At 68.9% G+C, this 21,328-nt stretch carries 20 protein-coding genes; 11 read left to right on the top strand and 9 right to left on the bottom strand.

Translation table 11 applies throughout. The annotated features are described in order from the left end of the window. Positions 1 to 26: 26 nt before the first annotated feature. Genes G361_RS0102020 through G361_RS0102005 form a run of 4 tightly spaced genes read right to left on the bottom strand, consistent with a single transcriptional unit; the run spans position 27 to position 3,124 of the window. On the bottom strand, positions 27 to 611 hold the full coding sequence (locus G361_RS0102020) for a carboxymuconolactone decarboxylase family protein (RefSeq protein WP_019925377.1): 585 nt from the start codon (positions 609 to 611) through the stop codon (positions 27 to 29). Beyond that, positions 611 to 1,360, bottom strand: a complete 750-nt coding sequence (locus G361_RS0102015) for an SDR family NAD(P)-dependent oxidoreductase (RefSeq protein ID WP_019925376.1) — start codon at positions 1,358 to 1,360, stop codon at positions 611 to 613. The genes G361_RS0102020 and G361_RS0102015 overlap by 1 nt, the downstream gene beginning before the upstream one ends. Before the next feature lie 13 nt (positions 1,361 to 1,373). After that, on the bottom strand, positions 1,374 to 2,336 hold the full coding sequence (locus G361_RS0102010) for a TIGR03621 family F420-dependent LLM class oxidoreductase (protein WP_019925375.1): 963 nt from the start codon (positions 2,334 to 2,336) through the stop codon (positions 1,374 to 1,376). A gap of 29 nt (positions 2,337 to 2,365) precedes the next feature. Further along, complete coding sequence (locus G361_RS0102005) at positions 2,366 to 3,124, bottom strand: SDR family NAD(P)-dependent oxidoreductase (protein WP_019925374.1); 759 nt, start codon at positions 3,122 to 3,124, stop codon at positions 2,366 to 2,368. 268 nt (positions 3,125 to 3,392) lie between these two features. Between G361_RS0102005 and G361_RS0102000 the strand changes: the two genes are divergently transcribed. Continuing rightward, positions 3,393 to 4,019 carry a TetR/AcrR family transcriptional regulator gene (locus G361_RS0102000; protein ID WP_019925373.1) on the top strand — a complete coding sequence of 209 codons (627 nt, stop codon included), beginning with the start codon at positions 3,393 to 3,395 and terminating at the stop codon, positions 4,017 to 4,019. Positions 4,020 to 4,025: 6 nt separating this feature from the next. On the opposite strand, the gene G361_RS0101995 is transcribed toward G361_RS0102000, so the two are convergent. Next, positions 4,026 to 5,480: an aldehyde dehydrogenase gene (locus tag G361_RS0101995; protein ID WP_019925372.1), complete on the bottom strand. Its 1,455-nt coding sequence runs from the start codon at positions 5,478 to 5,480 to the stop codon at positions 4,026 to 4,028. 614 nt (positions 5,481 to 6,094) lie between these two features. Here G361_RS0101995 and G361_RS0101990 point away from each other — a divergent pair. From G361_RS0101990 to G361_RS0101970, 5 genes are read left to right on the top strand one after another with little or no spacing between them, the layout of a single operon-like run. Beyond that, the gene (locus tag G361_RS0101990; protein ID WP_019925371.1) at positions 6,095 to 7,687 is read left to right on the top strand and encodes an AMP-binding protein; all 1,593 of its coding nucleotides are present in this window, start codon (positions 6,095 to 6,097) and stop codon (positions 7,685 to 7,687) included. Further along, positions 7,684 to 8,478 carry an enoyl-CoA hydratase/isomerase family protein gene (locus tag G361_RS0101985; protein ID WP_019925370.1) on the top strand — a complete coding sequence of 265 codons (795 nt, stop codon included), beginning with the start codon at positions 7,684 to 7,686 and terminating at the stop codon, positions 8,476 to 8,478. Before G361_RS0101990 ends, G361_RS0101985 begins: the two co-directional genes overlap by 4 nt. Further along, positions 8,475 to 9,233 carry an SDR family NAD(P)-dependent oxidoreductase gene (locus G361_RS0101980; RefSeq protein WP_019925369.1) on the top strand — a complete coding sequence of 253 codons (759 nt, stop codon included), beginning with the start codon at positions 8,475 to 8,477 and terminating at the stop codon, positions 9,231 to 9,233. Before G361_RS0101985 ends, G361_RS0101980 begins: the two co-directional genes overlap by 4 nt. Positions 9,234 to 9,273: 40 nt before the next feature. Further along, on the top strand, positions 9,274 to 10,284 hold the full coding sequence (locus G361_RS0101975; protein ID WP_019925368.1) for an alpha/beta hydrolase: 1,011 nt from the start codon (positions 9,274 to 9,276) through the stop codon (positions 10,282 to 10,284). Beyond that, complete coding sequence (locus G361_RS0101970; protein WP_196814387.1) at positions 10,281 to 11,912, top strand: CocE/NonD family hydrolase; 1,632 nt, start codon at positions 10,281 to 10,283, stop codon at positions 11,910 to 11,912. Before G361_RS0101975 ends, G361_RS0101970 begins: the two co-directional genes overlap by 4 nt. 180 nt (positions 11,913 to 12,092) lie before the next feature. On the opposite strand, the gene G361_RS0101965 is transcribed toward G361_RS0101970, so the two are convergent. From G361_RS0101965 to G361_RS0101950, 4 genes are all read right to left on the bottom strand, one after another. Beyond that, a complete protein-coding gene (locus G361_RS0101965; protein ID WP_019925366.1) occupies positions 12,093 to 12,686 on the bottom strand; it encodes a dihydrofolate reductase family protein in 594 nt (197 codons plus the stop codon). A gap of 159 nt (positions 12,687 to 12,845) precedes the next feature. Further along, complete coding sequence (locus tag G361_RS0101960; protein WP_019925365.1) at positions 12,846 to 14,312, bottom strand: aldehyde dehydrogenase family protein; 1,467 nt, start codon at positions 14,310 to 14,312, stop codon at positions 12,846 to 12,848. 88 nt (positions 14,313 to 14,400) lie between these two features. Further along, a complete protein-coding gene (locus G361_RS0101955) occupies positions 14,401 to 15,237 on the bottom strand; it encodes a mycofactocin-coupled SDR family oxidoreductase (RefSeq protein WP_019925364.1) in 837 nt (278 codons plus the stop codon). Positions 15,238 to 15,431: 194 nt separating this feature from the next. Further along, entirely contained in the window at positions 15,432 to 16,352 is a 921-nt protein-coding gene (locus tag G361_RS0101950) for an NADP-dependent oxidoreductase (RefSeq protein ID WP_019925363.1), read from the bottom strand. A gap of 257 nt (positions 16,353 to 16,609) precedes the next feature. On the opposite strand from G361_RS0101950, the gene G361_RS0101945 reads away from it, so the two are divergent. Genes G361_RS0101945 through G361_RS0101925 form a run of 5 tightly spaced genes read left to right on the top strand, consistent with a single transcriptional unit; the run spans position 16,610 to position 21,294 of the window. Next, positions 16,610 to 17,167 (top strand): nuclear transport factor 2 family protein, encoded by a 558-nt coding sequence (locus tag G361_RS0101945; RefSeq protein ID WP_019925362.1) that lies wholly within the window; start codon positions 16,610 to 16,612, stop codon positions 17,165 to 17,167. 25 nt (positions 17,168 to 17,192) lie between these two features. Next, entirely contained in the window at positions 17,193 to 17,966 is a 774-nt protein-coding gene (locus G361_RS0101940; protein ID WP_019925361.1) for an enoyl-CoA hydratase/isomerase family protein, read from the top strand. A 53-nt stretch (positions 17,967 to 18,019) separates the two neighbouring features. Next, positions 18,020 to 19,108 (top strand): acyl-CoA dehydrogenase family protein, encoded by a 1,089-nt coding sequence (locus tag G361_RS0101935; RefSeq protein ID WP_026342598.1) that lies wholly within the window; start codon positions 18,020 to 18,022, stop codon positions 19,106 to 19,108. Next, positions 19,105 to 19,911, top strand: a complete 807-nt coding sequence (locus G361_RS0101930) for an acyl-CoA dehydrogenase family protein (protein ID WP_019925359.1) — start codon at positions 19,105 to 19,107, stop codon at positions 19,909 to 19,911. The genes G361_RS0101935 and G361_RS0101930 overlap by 4 nt, the downstream gene beginning before the upstream one ends. Positions 19,912 to 19,947: 36 nt before the next feature. Beyond that, positions 19,948 to 21,294 (top strand): cytochrome P450, encoded by a 1,347-nt coding sequence (locus G361_RS0101925; RefSeq protein WP_019925358.1) that lies wholly within the window; start codon positions 19,948 to 19,950, stop codon positions 21,292 to 21,294. Positions 21,295 to 21,328: the final 34 nt, after the last annotated feature.

Below are 21,328 nucleotides of genomic sequence, written 5' to 3'. Positions count from 1 at the left end.
ACTCCTCTTCGGTCACCACGAGGTGATCATCGGGCGGTGGACTCGTTCTCCGGGACGACGCCGAAGGTGTTGTAGGCCATGGCTGCCAGGACGTATCCGCCGACGGTGAACACCAGATCCATCACCTGCTGTTCGTCGAGCCGCTGCTGTAATGCGGTCCAGGTTCGATCCGAGAGGCAGGAGTTCTCTTCGAGTTCGTCGACCGCGTCGAGCAGTAGCTGATCGAAGGGGTCGGCCAGGGTGCCGGCCGTTATTCCGGCGACCTCTGCGTCGGAGATGCCCGCCGCCGCGGCCTGGGGTAGGTGATGGGTCCAGTGGTAGGCGCAGGCGTTGCGGTGGGCCACCCGCAGCACCACCAGTTCCCGGATCCGGTCCGGCAGCGTGGACCGGAACATCAGGTACACACCGAAACCGAGGTATGCCTCGGTGAGATCCGGGTGGCGGACCAGCGTCGACATCGCGGTGCCGGAGCCCTCCGGGGTGCGGCGGTGGCGTGGGATCAGCGCGCGCAGCGCCTCGCGGGTGCGGTCGGTCCACTGCGCGGCGGGCAGCGGTGTCAGCCGCCACCGGGGCCGGGCCGCGAAATCGCCTGGGCCGGAAGTGTTTCGCATCAGGTGTTCCGTCCGCCGTTGACGCCGAGGACCTGGCCGGTGATGTAGCTCGCCTCGTCGGACACCAGGAACGAGCAGGCCGCGGCGAGGTCTTCCGGGCGGCCGGGCCGCCGCACCGGAGTACGCGCGGCATGCTCCTCGACCGTGCCACCGAACAGTCCGCGGTCGGCGGCGTCACGCATGTTGGGTGTGTCCACGAATCCCGGCGGCAGCGTGTTCACGGTGATCCCGGCCGGGCCCAACTCGAGTGCCAGCGCCTTCGTGAAGCCGACGAGACCGGCCTTCGAGGCGACGTAGTGGGTCTGGAACTGCTGCCCGGACTGCCAACTGGACGACGAGATGTTCACGATCCGCCCCCAACCCGCCTCGGCCATATCGGGCACCACGGCCTGACAGCAGTAGTACGGCCCCGACAGATTCACCGCGAGCATCCGGTCCCACAGGTCGTCGGTGATGTTCAGGAACTTCTTGAACGTGGCGATGCCGGCGTTGTTGACCAGCACCAGAATCGGCCCGCATTCCTCCCGGACCCGCTGCACCGCGGCGTTCACCTGGGCCCGGTCGGAGACGTCGATCCCGCCGACCGCGGTCGCCGCGTAGCCTTTCGCGCGGATTTCCTCGGCAACCTGTTCGGCGGCAACCGGATTCAGTTCCACGATGGCGACCGTGAAACCGTCGGCGGCGAGGCGGTGCGCGATCCCCCGCCCGATACCGGAACCGGCGCCGGTGACAATTGCTGTGCGTCCCATACGTTGTCCTTTGTTACTGTCCGGCCAGGCGGGCGACGACCGGGGCGAAGGCGTCGATCTCGCTCTGCTGCACGGTGATGTAGTTGGCGCCGAAGGTTTCCCGGCGCTCCCGCAGCCGGTCGGCGACCTCGTCGACGGTGCCCACCAGGACATTCGGATGATCGCCGAGCCCCTCGGCGGGCACACGCAGCATCGTCGCGATCCCGGCCAGGGTCGTCGCCGGGTCGCCGGTGATCGCGGTGAAGAACGGTGAGCTCTCGATCTCCAAGTCGCCGAAGCGATCTCCGGCGCCGTCGCGGATGAACCCGAGCCGCCGGACCGCCTCCTGCTGCGGGGTCCGGCCCGCGGCGTCGACGGGCTCGAACGGCACATTGTTGATCGAGGCGATATCCGCCTCCCGGCCGGCCAGCGACAGCACCCGTTTGCGGCTGCCGCCGATCAGGATCGGCGGATGCGGTTGCTGCACCGGCAGCGGCAGCCCCGCGTAGTCGCGGGCGGTGACGAAATCGCCCTTCAGGTCCAGGGGTTGGCCGGTGCTGTGCGCCTTGAACAGCGCGACGACCTCCTCCAGTTTCGAGATCCGGCGCGGCCCGGGTTCGAACGGGATACCCATGGCCCGGTATTCCGGTTCGCTCCATCCACCCCCGATGCCGAACTCCAGGCGGCCGTCGGACAGGAGGTCCAGTGTCGCAGCCTCTTTCACCAGCGCGCCGGGTACGTGGTAGTCCACATTGAACACCCGGCAGCCGACGCGCAGGGTGCTGGTCACCGCCGCGGCCACGGACATCGCCACGATCGGCGCCAGGTGCTGCGGCGGCCACATGGCCTCCTTCGCCGCCTGTCCCTTACCGAGGTAGTGGTCGGCGAGGAACAGGGTCGAATATCCGAGCTCCTCCACCTTCCCGGCGGTGGCCCGCCATTCGGCGGCCGTGGCCGCGCGGGTCGCCTGCACGGCGAAGCGGAACGGTTGTGTCATCTCGATACCTTCTTCACGGATGGCTCGGATCAGCGGGCGACGTAGCCGCCGTCCACCGGGATCGCCGCACCGGTGATGAACGACGACTCGTCACCGGCGAGAAACAGTGCGGCAGTGGCTGATTCGTTCGGCATTCCCCAGCGGTTCAGCGGTTGCGGCGGGACCATGCCGGCGGGCGGCGCGCTGTCCTCGGCACCGCCGGCGAGGCCGGTCCAGGTCATCCCCGGGCAGATCGCGTTGACGCGGATGCCCTGCTTCGCATAGTCGAGCGCGGCCGATTTGGTCATCTGCACAACGCCACCCTTGGACGCCGAGTACACCGCGAGGCTCTTCCAGCCGACCAGCCCGGACGCCGACGCGTTGTTGATCACCGATCCGCCGCCGGCGGCCAGCATCGCCGGGATCGCATACTTCATACCGAGGAACACCCCTTTGAGGTTCACCGCCACCACCGCGTCGAAGGCGTCCTCGCCGATCTCGGCCAACGGCGCCGGTTCGCCACTGAATCCGGCGTTGTTGAAGAGGATGTCCAGCCGTCCGAACGTGTCGACCGCGGCGGCGATCATGCCTTGTACGGCAACCGAATTCGCCACGTCGACCCGCACACCGATTGCCGCGGCGCCGATCTCGGCGGCGGTCTTCTCCTCGCGGCCGCTGATATCCGCGCACACCACCTTCGCCCCCTCCCGGGCGAACAGCAGGGCACTCGCCCGGCCGATGCCCGAGCCCGCTCCGGTGATCACCGCGACCTTCCCGGCGAGGCGGCCGCCGGGTTCCGATTCACTCATTTCGCAGTACCGCTTTCGTTCCTTCGGCATCGCGCCGATGTCCGCCGGTGGCGCCGAATCCGTCCGAGCTGCCCGGAATATGTTATGCAAGTGTCTAACATCGTGGATTCGGGACTGTCAAGGTACGCGGTGCGGCCTCTCCGGCAGGCCACGAACCCGCTACCGAGTGATAGGCGAGTGCCCAATGATAGATTCAGCATATGAACAACACCGTGGTAGACCGTGGCGGATGGCCGAAGGGGGATGCCCACCGGCAGGGGGCCCGCCGATGAGCGCGCCCCGACGGCGCCGCCGCGTCGACGACACCGAGACCCGGGACCAGCTCATCGCGGCGACCGCCGAGATCATGCTGGAGGAGGGCTACGCCGCCGCGACCTCCCGGCGGGTGGCCGCGAAGGCCGGCGTCCATTCGGCGCTGGTGCACTACTACTTCCCCACGATGGACGAACTGTTCCTGGCCGTGTTCCGGCGCGGCGCGGAGGCCAACTTCGCGCGCCAGCGGCAGGCGCTGACCTCCCCCTCACCGATGCGCACCCTGTGGGAGCTGTCCTCGGATCCGCACGGCACCGCGCTGCTGCTGGAATTCATGGCACTGTCCAACCACCGCAAGGAGATCCGCGCCGAGATCGCCGCGTACGCGGAGCGGTTCCGCGAGGGTCAGCTCGCGGCGCTCACCTTCATCCTGCACAGCCACGGCGTCGACCTGGAGACGGTGCCGCCGCTGCTCGTGTCGTTCCTGATCGCCAGCACCGCGCGCTCGCTGATCATGGAGACCGATCTGGGCGTCACGCTCGGCCACAAGGAAGCCCTCGCATTCGTCGAGGACTTCCTCGGCCGGTTCGAGGGAACGCCGGGCCGTACCGTCACTCTCCCCGAACGACCTGCCGCCGAATGAGATTCGTCAGAGCTGCGTCAGGACCGACTTCGTCTGCAGATAGGTCTCGATGCCCGCGCGGCCGTACTCGTAGCCCCAGCCGGACTGCTTGTAACCGCCGACGGGTACGGCGTGATCGAACACCAACTGGCAGTTGAGCGTGACCGTCCCCGACTCCAGCCGCTTCGCGAGGCGATGCGCACGGCCCAGATTCGTCGTCCACACGGTGGCGGCGAGGCCGTAGGTCGTGTCGTTGGCCATGGTCACGGCCTCGTCGTCGTCATCGAACGGCAGGACCGTCACCACCGGCCCGAAGATCTCCTGCTGGTACAGGCGCATACCGCGATCGACATTGGTCAGGACGGTCGGGTGCACGAAGTAACCCCGCCGGTCGAGCCGATGGCCGCCGGTGACCACCTCGACGCCGGCCTCCTTGCCCTCGTCGATGAAACCCATGACGCGGGTGAGCTGCTTCTGGCTGATCAGCGGCCCGATCGCGGCGCCCTCCTCCTTGGGCCCGCCGAGTTTCACGGTGTCGGCGACCTTGGTCAGCCCCTCGACGACCCGGTCGTAGACACCGCGCTGCACGAAGATGCGTGATCCGCAGATGCAGCCCTGGCCGGAGTGCACGAAGATGCCCATCGCCGCCATCGGGATCGCGGTCTTCAGGTCGGCGTCGTCGTAGATCAGCACCGGCGATTTACCGCCGAGTTCCAGCAGGACCTTCTTGAGGTTGCCGGTGGCCGCGTGCACGATCTGCTTACCGACCTCGGTCGACCCGGTGAAGGCGATCTTGTCCACGCCGGGGTGCGCGGCGAGCGCGGCGCCGGCGGTGTGGCCGTAGCCGGTGAGGACGGTGACGACCCCTTCGGGGACACCCGCTTCGGCGAGGATCTTCTCCAGCACCAGGGCCGACAGCGGCGTCTCCTCGGCGGGTTTGAGGATGCTGCTGCAGCCGGCGGCCATGGCCGGCGCGAGCTTCCCCCAGGCGATGAAGACCGGTCCGTTCCACGGAATGATCTGTCCCACAACACCATACGGCTCCTTGAGGGTGTAGGTGTGCAGGTCGGCGTGCGCGCCGGAGATCCCGCCGGTCATCTGCACGTCGTGCGCGTCGCCGTCGACCTTCGTGCACCAACCGGCGTAGTAGCGGAACAGTTCGGCGGAGGAGGGCATGATCGCCCGTGCCTGCGCCAGCGGCATACCGGTGTTGAGCGAGTCGATCTCGGCGAGGTCGTCGGCGTACTGCTCGATGAGATCCGCGACCCGCCACATGATCCTGGCCCGCTCGCTGCCGGGCATACCGCGCCAGACCCCGGAATCGAAGGCGGCCCGCGCCCGCGCCACCGCCTCGTCGACGGCCGCCGCCCCGCAGTCGGTGAATTCGGTGAGCTGTTCCTCGGTCACCGGATCGATGATCGGAACGACCTCGCCCGTACCGGGCCGCTTGCGTATCTCGTCCAGCACCCATTGCAGTGTCATCCGGATTCCTTCCTCGTCGTGGCACGCACGGAACGTGCGCAGGCGTGCACGCGGACACGTGCGACGCGGGGAGAGTGTGGCGATCGAGTCGCCGATGTGGTTGCGGCCGTTAATATTTCCACCGACGCACCGCACGGCGGGGTCCGCGGCCGGCCGAGATCGGCTCGCCCGGAGCACGCGACCCGATGCCGGACATCGACCTCCATCGTCTTATGCAAGTGTCTAACACTGAGATTCAAAGACTGTCAAGAGCCGGGTAAATGGTCCTCGATTCCCGCACATGCCATTATGCGACCGTATAATATTGTCGTGTTCCGATCCGGCCGGAGCCGTACCGGCCGTCGCACGACCCGAGCGCCGACCCGAGCCATGTCGAGCACGCAATCCGAGAGATTTGGGCGATCGCCATCCATGTATCGACAGCACCCTCGACCTGGAACATGCCGGATGTTAGACCTGTGCCACAGAAATTATGCACTCGCCCAGCAACGCGCGGCGGAGACCGCGACACCCCCGGAACATCCCATGACCGGTACCCGCGATCCGGGGCCGGGATCGGCCACGAGCGAACGGGTGATCGACGCTGCCCGGTACCCGATGGAAGAGGAGATTCGATGGCCGACCCGGCCGCCCACACCGCACAGCTCGTGCGGGACTACTCGGCATCGTCGCTCGACGTCGCCGCGCTGCTGTGTGATCGGCACCCCGCGCACGCCGTCGCGGCGCGCATCCTCGATGCGGATCTGACGGAGACCACGATCACCTACGGGCAGCTCGCCGAATCGTCACGCCGGTTCGCCACGGTCCTGGCCCGCCGTGGGATCGGGCCCGGCGACCGGGTGGCGACGCTGATGGGCAAGAGCGCCGATCTGCTCACCGTGCTGGTGGGGATCTGGCGGGTGGGCGCCGTCCACGTCCCGCTGTTCACCGCGTTCGCCGAGGCCGCGGTGACCGACCGGCTGCGCCGCGCCGGCACCCGGCTGGTGATCGGCGACGCCGACCAGCTGGACAAGATCGGCGCCGGCGACTGGGAGGTGCTCGAAACCGGGGCCGCGGCGGCCGAACTGGCCGGGGCCGAGGAATGGGAACCGGGATCGGTCGCGGTGGGTGGCGACGGTCCGCTGGTGCACATGTTCACCTCCGGCACCACCGGATCGCCGAAGGGGGTCGTGCATCCGGTGCGGTACCTCTCCGGCTGGCACAGCTATCTGGAGTTCGCACTCGGCGTCGGCGAGGGCAGCCGGTACTGGTGTGCCGCCGATCCGGGCTGGGCCTACGGCCTCTACGCCGCGATCGCCGCGCCGCTGGCCGCCGGGGTGCCGACGATCCTGCTGCGCGGCGGCTTCTCGGCCGACACCACCGTCGAGGTGCTGTCGCGACTGCGAGTGACCCACTTCGCCGCCGCCCCGACGGTGTACCGCGCGCTGCGCAACTCCGGCCGAATCCGGCACGGGGAGTTGAACATCGCGTGCATGTCCAGCGCGGGTGAACCGCTGACGCCGGAGGTGAACGCCTGGGCTACCGGCGCACTCGGCGGCCGGGTGCACGACCACTACGGGCAGACCGAGGTCGGCATGCCGATCGGGTTCCCGCACGACGCGTCGGTGGCGGTGCCGGTGACCGACAACGCGATGGGAGTGGCGCTGCCGGGATGGTCGGTGACGGTACTGGATCCGGACCGGGACGAGCCCGTCGCGCCGGGGGCCGTCGGACGGCTGGCCATCGTGGTGCCGGACAGCCCGCACATGACGTTCACCGCGTATGCCGACGGTGACGACCACGGCCGCTTCGTCGGCGCGGGCCGCTACTACCTCACCGGCGACACCGCGAGCATCGACGCCACCGGCGTGGCGCGGTTCTCCGCACGCGACGACGACGTGATCATCATGGCGGGCTACCGGATCGGCCCCTTCGACGTGGAATCCGTTCTGGCACAGCATCCTTCGGTCGCCGAGTGCGCGGTGATCGCGGCGCCGGACGAGGCCCGCGGCGAGGTCGTCGAGGCGTTCGTCGTCACCGCCGCCGACAGCCCCGTATCGCCGGAGGAGTTGCAGCAGTGGGTGAAGGACCGCTATGCGGCCCACGCGTACCCGCGCCGGATCCACTTCGTGCCCGATCTGCCGAAGACCCCGAGCGGCAAGATCCAGCGTGCCGAACTGCGCCGGCAGCGCCGCGCCGAGGCGCTCGGCGAAAGCGGTTCGCGGTGAACGGATCCGAGGTGCTGCACATCGATCGGCAGGGTCCGGTCCGGGTGCTGACGCTGAATCGCCCGGAACGCCGGAATGCGCTCGACGCCACCGTGATCGAGGCCCTCGACCGCGCGCTGACCGAGGCCGAGAACGATCCGGGCACGCGAGCGGTGGTGCTGCTGGGGGCGGGCCCGAGCTTCTGCGCCGGCGCCGATCTGCGGTATCTGCTGGCACTGCACGACCGCGGTGAGCCGCCGATCGCGTTCCTGCGCACCGTCTCCGAGCTTGCGACCCGGTTGGAGACCAGCCCACTACCGGTCGTGGCGGGGCTGCACGGCCATGCCGTGGCCGGCGGCATCGAACTGGCGCTGGCCTGTGACCTGGTGGTCGCCGCGGCCGGCACGCTGATCGGCGACGGTCACATCCGCAACAACCTGCTGCCCGCGGCCGGTGCGGCGGTGCGGATGCCGCAGCTGCTGGGGCACGCCACGGCGCGCCGGCTGGCGCTGACCGGCGAACTGCTCCGCGCCGACCGGCTGGCCGGCACCGGCTGGCCGCACGAGGTGGTGGCCGAGTCCGAGGTCGCGGCCACCGCGCGGCGGCTCGCGGAAACCCTTGCCGCCGTGCACGGCCCGGCGCAGACCGGATACAAGCGGCTGCTGGCCCGGACACCCACCCTGCCCGCCGAGGACGCGCTCGCACTGGAACTGGCGGCGTTCGAGGCACATTGGGCCGCGCACGACGTGGCCACCGCGCTACGGGAATTCGTCGCGCGCCCCGCCGATTCCCGATCGGAGCAACCCGCATGACCCGCTTCACCGATCAGGTCGTCCTGGTGACCGGCGGCGGCCGGGGCCTCGGTGCGGCGATGGCGCATCGTTTCGCCGCCGAGGGCGCGACGGTGGTCATCGGCGACATCGACAAGAACGCCGCTGCCGCTACGGCAGCCCAGCTGTGTGCCGAATTCGACCGAACCGCCGAAGGAGTCGGCCTCGATGTGACCGATTCGGCCAGGGTGACCGGCTGGATCGACGACGTCGCCGACCGCCACGGTCGCCTCGACGTGCTGGTCAACAATGCCGGAATCATCCGGGACAACCGGATCACCGCGATCAGCGACGCGGATTGGCATGCGGTGGTGGATGTCTCGATGACCGGCAGCTTCTTCTGCGCGCGAGCGGCGATCCCGCACATGCGGGCCCGCCGCTACGGCCGCATCGTCTCGTTCAGTTCGATGAGCTGGCGCGGCAACTACGGCCAGGCCAATTACGTCGCGGCCAAGGCGGGCATCGTCGGCCTGACCCGCACCCTCGCGCTGGAGACCGCGCGCGAGGGCATCACCGCCAACGCCATCGCCCCCGGACTGATCGCGACGCCGATGCTGGCCTCGATGAACGCCGCGGCGCGCGACAAGCTGATCGGCAAAGTGCCGCAACGCGTTACCGGGCAACCGGCCGACATCGCCGAGGCCGCGGCCTTCCTCGCCTCCCCCGCCGCCGGATACATCACCGGCGTCGTCCTCGACGTGGACGGCGGGCTCGGCATCGGCTCCTCGATTCGCTGACCGGATATCCGACTCTCATGACACAAAGGAGTGCATACCAGTGACCAGTTCCCCTCCCCCGGTGACGATTCCCGAACGGCAGGTACCGATTCCGGCCGGTCTCAGCGAGATCGCGCAGTCGGTCATCGGCATGGGTAATGCCCTGCCCGAAAAGCCTTGGCCGCCTTTGGAAGACCGCGAGGCAGTGCAGGGCTACATCGACGACATCCTGGCGATGATCCCCGAAGGCGGTGCGGCGCCGATGGTGTCGTCCGTCTTCGGCTCGGCAGAGACCGGCGTGCACAGCGAGACCGAACGGATCGAGCTCGGCGACTTCGGTGTCTGGCAGGCCGTTCCCGACGGCGTCGCCGAGGACGATCCCCGGGTCTACCTGGCCCTGCACGGCGCCTGGATCTACGGTGCCGGTGAGCTGTCCCGGCTCGGGGCGATCATGACCGCGGGTATGGTCGGCGCCCGGACCTGGGCCGTGGACTACCGGATGCCCCCGTTCCATCCCTACCCCACCCCGCTGGACGACTGTCTCGCCGCCTACCGCGCGCTGCTGGAACATCACCGGCCCGAGGACATCATCATCGGCGGGGTGTCCGCCGGCGGAAACCTCACCGCGGCAACCATTCTCCGCGCTCGCGACGAGGGGCTGCCGCTGCCGCGCGCGGCCGTGCTGACCACTCCGGTGACGGATGTGACCAAGGCCGGCGACACCCATCACACCAACACCGGGCTGGATGTCTCCTACAGCGCGGACCAGCTCGAGACCGTCTTCGCGCTCTACACCGACGGTCACGACCGCACCGACCCGTACGTCTCCCCGCTGTTCGGCGACTACACCGCGGGTTTCCCGCCCGCGATCCTGACCAGTGGCACCCGCGACTTCCTGCTCTCCGACACCGTGCGCCTGCACCGGAAACTGCTCGACGCCGGAGTGCCTGCGGAACTGCACGTCTGGGAGGCGGCGCCGCATTTCATGTTCCTCGGCATGGCGCCGGAGGATCAGGACCGCTCGGCACAGATCCGCCGGTTCTGCGACCGGCAGTGGGGGGTAGCGGCGTGAAACGAAATCCGTTGCAGCGCATGCTCGATTCGCTCACACCGAAGTATCCGCCGGCGCTCACCAAGAAGGTGACCGTCACCCGCAATCTGCGGGTACCGATGCGCGACGGAGTGGAACTGGTCGCCGACCACTGGGCACCGGAGTCCGGTGGCGAGGGCCTGCCGACCGTCCTGATCCGCACCACCTACGGCAGCCACACGCTGACCACCACACCGATCATCCGGCCCATCGCCCGGCGCGGATTCCAGGTGCTGGTCACCAACTCCCGCGGCACCTTCGGCTCCGGCGGAACCTTCGACCCGATCCGCAACGAACGCGAGGACGGCCTCGACACCCTGGATTGGGTGCTCGGACAACCCTGGTTCGGCGACGCGATCATCCTCTACGGCCCCAGCTACCTCGGCTACACCCAATGGGCCGTCGCCGACAAGGTGCCACCGCAGGTCAAAGCCATGATCCCGATCCAGAGCGAGTCCGCGGTCATGCTGGATTTCCTCCGCCCGGACGGCTTCGCACTGGAAACCCCGTTCCTGTGGAGCTTCGTCACCGACGGCCAGGAACATCCGCTCGCGCTGCTCAAGCATCCCGGCCTGGCCGGACGGCGCAAGATGCTCCGGCTCATGCGGGAACTGCCGCTCGATCAGGCCGACCGGCGCGCCGTCGGTCACCGCGTCGACTTCCTGCAACACTCCCTGGCCCACGATTCCGAATCGCCGTTCTGGGCACCCGCCGATCACAGCGCGCGCGTCGCCGACGTGACCATCCCGGTCAGCTCCATCGCCGGCTGGCACGACTTCTTCCTGCCCGGCCAGCTCCGCGACTTCAAGGCCCTGCAGGCCGCCGGCCGCCCGGCCCGGCTGACGGTGGGCCCGTGGGCGCACAGCATGACCGCCGCGCCGATGGAGATGGGCATGCTGGAACTGCTGGACTTCGGCATGGCCCACGCGCGCGGCGAGCAACCCACCGAGCGGGAACCCGTGCGACTGTTCGTCCAGGGCGCCCGCGAATGGCGGGATTTCCGCACCTGGCCGCCGGAAGGCTATGCGCCGCAACGATTCCACCTGCAACCCGACGGCGGCCTGGCGACCGAGCCCCCCGCCGAATCGGCCCCGGACGGCTACCGCTACGACCCGGCCGACCCCACCCCGGCCGTCGGCGGCTCCCGGTTCCAGTTCAACACCGGCAGCGTCGACAACACCGAACTCGAGGCCCGTCCGGATGTCCGCACCTACACCACCCCGCCGCTGGAACATGCCGTCGAGGTCATCGGCGAGGTCGAGGCCGAGATCTGGTTCCGCTCGAGCCTGCCGTATGCGGACGTGTTCGTGCGGGTCTGTGATGTCAACGCCGACGGCCGTTCCTTCAACGTCACCGACGGCCTGACCAGCCTCACCGACGCCGACCGCGACACCTGCGCGACCGTGAAACTGTTCGCCACCGCCTACCGGTTCGAGCCGGGCCACCGCATCCGCGTCCAAGTCTCCAGCGGCGCGTTCCCCCGCTACAACCGCAACCCGGGAACCGGCGAACCACGCGGCCGCGCAACACAATTGCGCCCCGCCGACCAGACCGTCCACCACGACCCGGCCCGACCCTCGGCAGTGATCCTGCCGATCCGCCGGGACTGACGGCAAACATCCGCGGCATCCGGGTGTTCCCCGACGACATCCTCATCGCCTGGGACACCCGCCTGCCGATCGCATACCTCCGCGACCGGCAACCCTACCACTCCCCGCCGAACCCGTTGCCGCCCTTCCGGATACGGTTCCGGCTGGGCGGCAGGCCGGTGGTGAACGCCTCGGCACGGGTTACTGCTTGCGCGTGTAGCCGGCGATGATGACGCCCTTGGTGGTGGTGACGCTGCTGGTGAGGTCGAACTCGGTCAGTGGGGCGGGGCCCTGGAACAGCCGCGTGCCGGAACCCAGGGTGAGCGGGTGGATCAGCAGCGTGTAGTCGTCGACGAGGCCGGCGGCGTGCAGGTCGCGGACCAGTGCGACGCTGCCGATGATCGTCAGGTCCCGGCCCGGCTCGGCCTTGAGTTCTGCCACCGTCTCGGCGGCGTCGCCCGACAGCAGGATCGAGTTCTGCCAGGCGTCCGCGTTCGCCAGGGTCCTGGAGGCGACGTACTTGGTGGCCGCGTTCATGTGCGTGGTGAACGGGTTGTCGTCGGTACGGGTGCCCCAGGCGGTGATGAAGTCGTTCCAGGTCCGGTGTCCGAACAGCATGTCGGTGGGATTGGCCATGCCCTTGCCCATCTCGTGGCCCATGACCTGGTCGTTGTACTTGCCGCCCCAGCCCCCGTGGGTGAAGCCACCGCGGGTGTCCTCGTCGGGGCGGCCGAGGCCCTGGACGACTCCGTCGAGGGTGACGGACAACGTGGCGTTGATCCGGCGCATGATCATGCTCCCTTGCTCCTGCGGACCGCTAGTCCGCGGCCCGTGCACCCTCTACACGAAGAGCCATCGGTGAAATCGACACCTACGCCGAACTTTCTCCCACCACGATCGCCGACCCCGCGGTCCGGCCCCACCGGCCGCGCACACGGTGCCGACCCTCGGATTTCACACCGCCGCAAGCGTTTTGCGCTCCAGGAACTCCTCCAGACCCGCCACACCCATTTCCCGGCCGATGCCGGACTGTTTGTAGCCGCCGAAGGGAGCGTCGGCGTGAAAGTAGTTGCCGCCGTTGATGGCGAAGGTGCCGGTCCGGATGCGGCGGGCCACCGCGAGGGCGCGCTGCTCGGTGCCGAAGATGCCGCCGGACAGGCCGTAGGCCGAATTGTTGGCGATGCGGACCGCGTCATCGTCGTCGTCGAAGGGGATGACCGCGAGGACCGGGCCGAAGACTTCCTGCTGGGCGATCTCGCTGTCGGGGTCGACGCCGGCGAGCAGGGTCGGGGTGTAGAAGTAGCCGGGATCGACCTTCCGGCCGCCGGTGACCAATCGCGCACCCGCCGCGACCGCGCGCTGGACCATGGCGTCGACCTTGTCGCGCTGGCGTTCGCTGATCAGTGGGCCCATATAGGTTTTCGGGGCGGCCGGGTCGCCGGATCGGACGCGTGCGAAACTCGCGGCGACGAGCTCCACGATTCGGTCGTGATCCTTGCGGGGGACCAACAGGCGCGAGGTGAGGGCACAGCCTTGGCCGGCGTGGATCGTGATGCCGAAAGCCGCGAACAGCGCGGACTTCTCGTAGTCGGCGTCGTCGAGCAGGATCAGCGCGGATTTGCCGCCGAGTTCCAGGAACACTCGCTTGAGGGTGTTACTGGCGGCCGCCATGATCGTGCGGCCGACCGCGGTGGAGCCGGTGAAGCTGACGACGTCGACGTCGGGGTGGGTGGTCAGCAGTTCGCCCAGTGCCACGTCGGCCGCGGACACGACATTCACCACGCCTGCCGGAATGTCGGTGTGGCGAGCGATCAACTCTCCCAGTGCGAGGGTGACCAGCGGGGTGTCCGGCGCCGCCTTCAGGACGACGGTGCAACCGGCGGCCAGCGCGGGGGCGAGTTTGGCCAGCGCGAGCTGGGTCGGGTAGTTGTAGGCGACGATCGCCGCGACGACGCCCGCCGCCTCCTTCTCCACCCACCGCCGGTGCTGCCGGCCGTTGAATTCGACGGTGCCGAGGTCCTCGGTCATCGAATAGTGCGGCAGCAGATCGGCATAGTAACGGACGATCTTGATCGGATCCTCCAGTTGACCGGCGTGGGTGAGCATCCGGGTGGAGCCTACTTCGGCGATGGTCAACTCGCGCAGTTCCTCCAGGTTGTCGATCAGGGCCCGGTGGAACTGGTCCAGGCAGTGCGCCCGGAATTCGGGGTCGGTCGCCCACGTCGTCTCGTCGAAGGCGCGGCGGGCGGCCGCGATGGCCGCATTGCCTTGTGCCGGTGTGGCATCGGGCGCGTAGCCGACGATCTCACCGGTTGCGGGGTTCGTCGAGGCGAACGTGCCCTCGGCGGTCACCAGCCGGCCATCGATCAGTAGTCGCCGGGTGGCCGGGTCCGTGCCGGTGGGCATGTGCGGTGCGGACATTGCGTATCTCCTCGTTGAATTTCGCTGACGTACAACGCCTTCGGCGGCGCGGCGTGGCGACTGCGGGTGGAGCTCCGGACTCGTTGCGTCACTTGAGCATTGCGCCGGCGTCGACCGGGAGTGCGACGCCGGTGATGTAGCGGGCCTCGTCGGAGGCGAGGAACAGCACGGCGTCGGCGATGTCCTCGGGTTCCAGCCACGGTGTCGGCAGGACGTGGGTCTGCTGGGAGGCGACGGCGAAATCGTCGATGGTGGGGTCGGCCAGATCCGGGCGGAACATGCGGTAGGTCGGCTCGTTGAGCGTCATCGGGGTGCCGACCTGGCTGGGGCAGACCGCGTTGACCCGGATGTTGCGCTGTCCCATCTCCAGGGCCAGCGTCCGCATCAGGCCGATCACACCGTGTTTCGCGGCGATGTAGTGGCCGATGTACTCGGCGCCGCGCAGGCCGCCGCAGGAGCTGGTCAGGACGATCGAGCCGCCGCGTTTGCCGACGATGATGTGGCCGATCGCGACCCGGACCGACACCCAGACGCCGGTCAGGTTGACGTCGATCATGTCGCGCCAGGTCTTCTCGTCCATGCGGTCCAGCCGGGCGCCGTCGCTGGCCAGGCCCGCGTTCGCCACGATGATGTCCAGGCGGCCCAGTTGTTCGACGCCGTGGTCGACCACCGCCTGCATGGTGTCGAAGTCACGCACGTCGGCCTCGACGGCGACGATGCGCCGGCCGAGCGCCTCGACCCGGGCCACCGTTTCGGCCAGATCGTCCGGGGTCGACATCGGAATCTTCACGCCGTCGAGCTGTTTGCAGACGTCGACGGCGATGATGTCGGCCCCCTCCTGAGCCAGCCGCACCGCGTGCGCTCGGCCCTGTCCGCGCGCCGCACCGGTGATGAAGGCGACCTTGCCCTCGACTCTTCCAGCCATCCGACTACTCACTTCCTGATCCGACCTTCGACCGGCGCGGGTACACCCGTCGCGAACCGGTCCCCCGGCGCGAGCCTCGGCCCCACCGGCTTGATTCGGCACATGCATAACGATAAAGAGCGAAAGTGCCCCGTACTGCCGCGAGAACAGCAGCATTATTTATGCAAGTGTCTAACATCGGCGAGCCGATACTGTCAATCGGACGATGCCGCACGCCAGGGCGTCAGCACGATCTTGCCGCGCGCCTGCCCCGATTCGGCGATCCGGTGGGCGTCGCGCACCTCGTCGAGCGACATCACGCGATCGATCCGGATCCGCAACCGGCCGGCCTCGGCCAATGCGCCGATCGAGGCGAGGTCGGCCGAGGAGGGCCGGCCGTTCACCCGCCGGTGCCGCGGATCGGATCGCGCATCGGAATCGCGGGTGGCGATGTAGCGGCCGCCGGGCCGCAGCAACCGCAGCGACCGCTGACCGTAGTCGCCGCCGACCATATCCAGCACGACATCCACTTCGCCTGCGGCGGAACCGAAGTCGGTCACGGTGTAGTCGATCACCGCCGCCGCGCCGAGGGCGCGCAGCAGGTCGTGGTCGACGGCACGAGCGGTGCCGATCACGTGCGCACCGCGCAGCGCGGCGAACTGGACGGCCAGGTGGCCCACCCCACCGGCGGCGCCGTGGATCAGGATGCGCTCGCCGGCGCGCAGGCCGGACAATGCCAGCGCCTGCCATGCGGTCAGCCCGGCCGTCGCCAGCGCGGCCGCCCGGAGGTGGTCCAGGTTCGGCGGTCGCCGGGCCAGCCCCTCGGTGCGGGCGAGGACGTATTCGCTGTAGGCGCCGGTGGGGCTGGGAACCATGCCGAAGACCTCGTCGCCCGGCCGGAACGCCTCGACCGCGTCGCCGATCTCGACGATCGTGCCGGAAACATCGAAACCGACCGGGAAAGGCGGCTTTCCGACCGCCGGCGCGCTGCCGGACCGCATTTTCCAGTCCACCGGATTCACCGACGTGGCGTGCAGGTGGATCAGCACCTGTCCGGCGCGCGGGACCGGCCGGGGGACCTCCACGGTCGCCAGCACCTCGGGACCGCCGAACGCGGTATGACGGATCGCTCTCATACCGTCGATTCTGCCTCAGCGGACCGCCGCCCGGTACAAAAATTTATGCTATCGCCGAACAACTATTGGCTGCTACAGTCGGTCACTGACCTCGTTCAGACGGCATTCACCAGTGCCTATTGACCTCGAACTCCCAGCAATGCTATGCATTCGACCAACTTGATGACGAGCGGTTCGATCGGCAATCGCGGATCCGGCGGGACGGTTCACCGCCGCAGCGCGTCGGCGCCCGATCGGGATCGGCAGAGGAGACCTCCATGACCAACGACGACCTGGCCCGGTTGCGCCGCGACGTCCGGTATCTGATGGACCGCACCGCGATCCTCGACTGCATCGCGGCCAACGCACGCGGCTGCGACCGGCACGACGTCGAATTGCTCGGCAGCGCTTACCATTCCGACAGCTGGGATGTGCACGGCAACCAGGTGACATCGGGGCCGGACTACGCCGCGTTCATGAACCCGATCCACGACAACGCGGCCCAGGCCCACACCCACAACATCACCACCCACGCCTGCGAGATCGACGGGGACACCGCGCACGCCGAAAGTTATGTGCTGGTGGCCCTGCTCGCCCCCGACGCCGAGACCTCCACCATCCTCGGCGGACGTTACCTCGATCGGCTGGAGCGGCGCGACGACGTGTGGCGACTGTCGGTCCGGCGCTGCACGGTCGAATGGGTGCTGACCGGCAATGCCGCGCTGCTGGCCATGGAGGGCTTCAAGAAGCAGCAGTACTCGAAGGGCACGCAGAACACCGACGACCTCTCCTACCGGCGGCCGCTGAAGGTCGACAGCCCCAGCGAAATCTGGTGACGGCGCACCGGGAGAGGAGTTGCGAATGTACGACATGCCGGACGAAATCCGCGTCGAGGCCGACGGCCCGCTGCGGATCATCACGCTGAACCGGCCGGACCGGCTCAACGCGGTGAACGACGATCTGCACCACGGGCTTGCGACGCTGTGGCCGCGACTGTCGGCGGACCGCTCGGCCCGCGTCGCGGTACCGACCGGCGCCGGCGCCGCCTTCTCCGCCGGGGGTGATTTCGCGTATCTCGAAGAGCTGCGCCAGGATTCGGAGCTGCGGGCCCGGAGCATCGCCGACGGCCGCGAACTCGTCCTGGGCATGGCCCGGTGCCGCATCCCGGTGGTGACCGCCGTCAACGGTCCAGCGGTGGGCCTCGGGTGCAGCCTGGTCGCGCTCAGCGACATCGTCTACATCGCCGAGACCGCGCACCTGGCCGACCCGCACGTGCGGGTGGGTCTGGTGGCGGCCGACGGTAGCGCACTGGTCTGGCCCCTGCACACCAGCCTGCTGCTGGCCAAGGAATACGCCTTCACCGGTGCGCGGATCTCCCCCACCCGGGCCCGGGAGCTGGGGCTGGTCAACCACATCGTCGCCGATCCGGTCGCCGAGGCAACAGCGTGTGCCGAACGGATTCTCGGCCTGCCGCAGCAGGCGGTGGAGAGCACCAAGCGGCTGCTGAACCTGCATCTGGAACGCGCGGTTCTGGCCGCGCTCGACTTCGCGCTCAGCGCCGAGGACATGTCGTTCCAGAGCAACGACTTCCGCACCATCGTGGCCCGGTTGACCGGCGCCGCAACGGAAGTCTGACCGACTCGGGAAAGGCGGATCGGCCGTTGTCCGGTATCGAGGACCCGACCGAGGTGAGCGTCACCGAATTCCGTGTGGCGCTGCGACTGTGGCTGGACGAGCACGACCTCTCCCCCACCGGGGACCGTTCCCGCGAGGCCGAGCTGGCCCAGGTGTCGCGGGTGCGCCGGGCGCTGTACGACGCCGGCTGGATGCGGTACGGCTGGCCCGCCGAGGTCGGCGGACTCGGCGGGCCCGCGCTGCTGCGCGCGGTGGTCGGCGAGGAGGTCGCCACTCGCGGGCTCGCCGAGCCCGGCGCCTATTCGATGATCGAGGTGCTGGCGCCGACGATGATCTCCTATGCCGCACCGGAACTCGCCGCCGAGATGGTGCCGCGGTTGCTGTCCGGCGCCGAACACTGGTGCCAGGGATTCTCCGAGCCCGGCTCGGGCAGCGATCTGGCGTCGTTGTCGACCCGCGCGCGGCGGCGTGGCGGCGACTGGGTGATCGACGGGCAGAAGTTGTGGACGGGTCTGGCGCAGTTCGCCACTCGCTGTGTGGTTCTGACGCGCACCGCACCGGGCCACGGCGGCATCACGGCGTTCTTCGTCGATATGGACACCCCCGGCATCACGGTGCGGCCGTTGCGGACCATGCACGGCGTCGACGACTTCGCCGAGGTGTTCTTCGACGACGTGATCGTGCCCGCCGACCGGATGCTCGGCAGGCCCGGTGACGGCTGGCAGCTGGCGATGGATCTGCTTCCGCACGAACGGTCCACGTGCTTCTGGCACCGGGGTGCGCACCTGTTCACCCGGTTGGACCGGCTGATCGCGCGCACGACACCGGTCGACGACGCCGAACTCGGCGCCGCGTATCTGGCGTTGCACACCCTGCGGTGCCGTTCCCGGCTCACCCAGTCGCGGCTGGCGGAGCACGGGCGGCTGGGCCCGGAGACATCGATCGACAAGGTGCTGCTCGGGACCGCCGAACAGACACTGTTCGACACGGCCCGCGACCTGCTGCCAGGGGAAGTGGAACTGAACGACGGCGAGTGGCGCACGGAATTCCTGTACTCGCGCGCCGCGACCATCTACGGCGGCACCTCGGAGATTCAGCGCAACATCATCGCTCGCCGGCTGCTGGACCTGGGAAAGGATTGATCGTGGACGGCCCCGAACTCGCACTGCTCGCCGGCACGCTCCGCAGGACCATGGCGACGACCTCCGGTCCCGCGCTCGACCGGGCCCTGTACCGCCTCGGCTGGCCCGACATGCTCGTAGAGATTCCGGAAATCGCTGTGCCACTGGTCTTTCGGCTGCTCGGCGAGACCGGCGCGCAGGCCTCCGTCCTCAACGACGTGGTCCGGCACGCTGCCGGTGCACCACTGCCGGGCGAGGCGGTGCCGTTGCCGTTCGCCGGTGGCTCCTGGGTGGTCTGGGAGCGTGATGTCGAAACCGTCTCCACCACAACATTTTCCGTCGTCGACCGGGAGTTGCCCCTCCGGCGGACCGGCACCGGCGAGCAACCCCCGCTCGCCGCCGGCCGGCGCGCACTGGGCTGGTGGCTGATCGGCGCCGGTCGTGCCATGCTCGCGCTGGCTCGGCAACATGCGTTGGACCGCAAGCAGTTCGGCCGTCCGCTCGCCTCCTTCCAGGCGGTGCGGCACCGGCTGGCGGAGACCCTGGTCGCACTCGAGGGCGCCGAGGCCACGATGCACACCGCCGGCGACGAGTTCGGCGCGATGCTGGCGAAGGCCGCGGCCGGGCAGGCCGCGTCGACCGCGGCCCGGCACTGTCAGCAGGTGCTCGGCGGCATCGGTTTCACCGACGAACACGATCTGCACCGGCACATCCGCCGGGTTCTGGTGCTGGACGGATTACTCGGCAGCTCCAGAGAACTGACCCGGCAGGCGGGTGCGTCGATCCGTACCCGAGGCAGCGCCCCACGCCTGGCACAGCTGTAGCGCCACCGATCGCACGAGAACAGAGTGAAAGCAACCATGACCACCGCAGACAACGATGCCCGCCGGCAACCCGGTTACCACTTCGACCGGCACACCCCGCACTATCGCGAACAGTTCACCGCGATCGCCGACGAGATGACGAGCCGGTGTCCGATCGCCTGGACCGACACCTACGGCGGACACTGGGTCGCCGCGGGCAATCGGGAGGTCTTCGAACTCGCCCGCTGCCCACACGTTTCCAACGACAACGACGTCCACGGACAGCGACGCGGATACCGCGGTATCACCATCCCGCCGCCGCCACGGGCCGGGCTGACCCGCGGCGGGATTCTCGAGATGGACGATCCCGAGCATCGCGAATTGCGTTCCGTGCTCAACCCCTATCTGTCGCCGGCGGCGGTGCGGCGCTGGGTACCTTTCATCGACGAGGTCGTCCGGGCCTGCCTCGACGAGCGGATCGCCGGGGGGACCATCGATTTCGTCGACGACCTGGCCAATATCGTGCCGGCCGTACTCACGCTGGCCATGCTGGGAATTCCGCTGCGGAACTGGCGCCTCTACAACGAACCGGCGCACGCGTCGGTGTACACACCGCCGGATTCGCCGGATATGGCGCGGGTGGAGGAGATGCTGCAGGTCATGGGTGGCGATCTGCTCGCGAATTACCATGCGGTCAAACAGGATCCGCGGCCGGGGCTGCTCGATGCGGTGGCCCGGTCCACGCTCGCGGGTGCGCCGATCTCCGATCTCGAGGCACTGGGCATGCTGACGCTGATCATCGGCGGTGGTTTCGACACCACCACGGCCCTGACCGCGCATGCGCTGGAATGGCTGTCCGAGCATCCCGCCGAACGCGAAACCCTGAGCCGGGAACGGGATCGGATGCTGGATCCCGCGACCGAGGAGTTCCTGCGGTACTTCACCCCCGCGCCGGGTGACGGCCGGACCATCGCGGCGGACTGCGAGGTCGCCGGTACGCGTTTCGCCGAGGGCGAGCGGCTCTGGTTGTCCTGGGCCATGGCCAATCGCGACCCGGCGGTGTTCCCCGAGCCCGGCACGATGGATCTGGAACGAAAAGGCAACCGGCACTACAGCTTCGGGCTCGGTATCCATCGCTGTATCGGCTCGAACGTGGCCCGCACCGTGTTCAAGCGGATGCTGTCGGCCGTGCTGGACCGGATGCCCGATTTCCGCTGCGACCCGGCCGGCACCGTTCACTACGAGACCATCGGCGTCATCCAGGGTATGCGGCATCTGCCGGCGAGTTTCACCCCCGGCGCTCCCCTGGGTGCCGGGCTCGACGAGACGCTGGAGCGGTGGGAGCGGATCTGCGGTGACCAGCGGCTGGCCGAGCCGGTCACCGCGCACCGGGACGCCGTATAGATCCGGCCGCACGCAGCGCGGGTCGACCGCAGCA

It is taken from the genome of Nocardia sp. BMG111209 (assembly GCF_000381925.1).
Taxonomy (GTDB): domain Bacteria; phylum Actinomycetota; class Actinomycetes; order Mycobacteriales; family Mycobacteriaceae; genus Nocardia.
The sequence above is the reverse complement of the archived record's forward strand: the minus strand, read 5'-3'. Positions and strand labels throughout refer to the sequence as shown.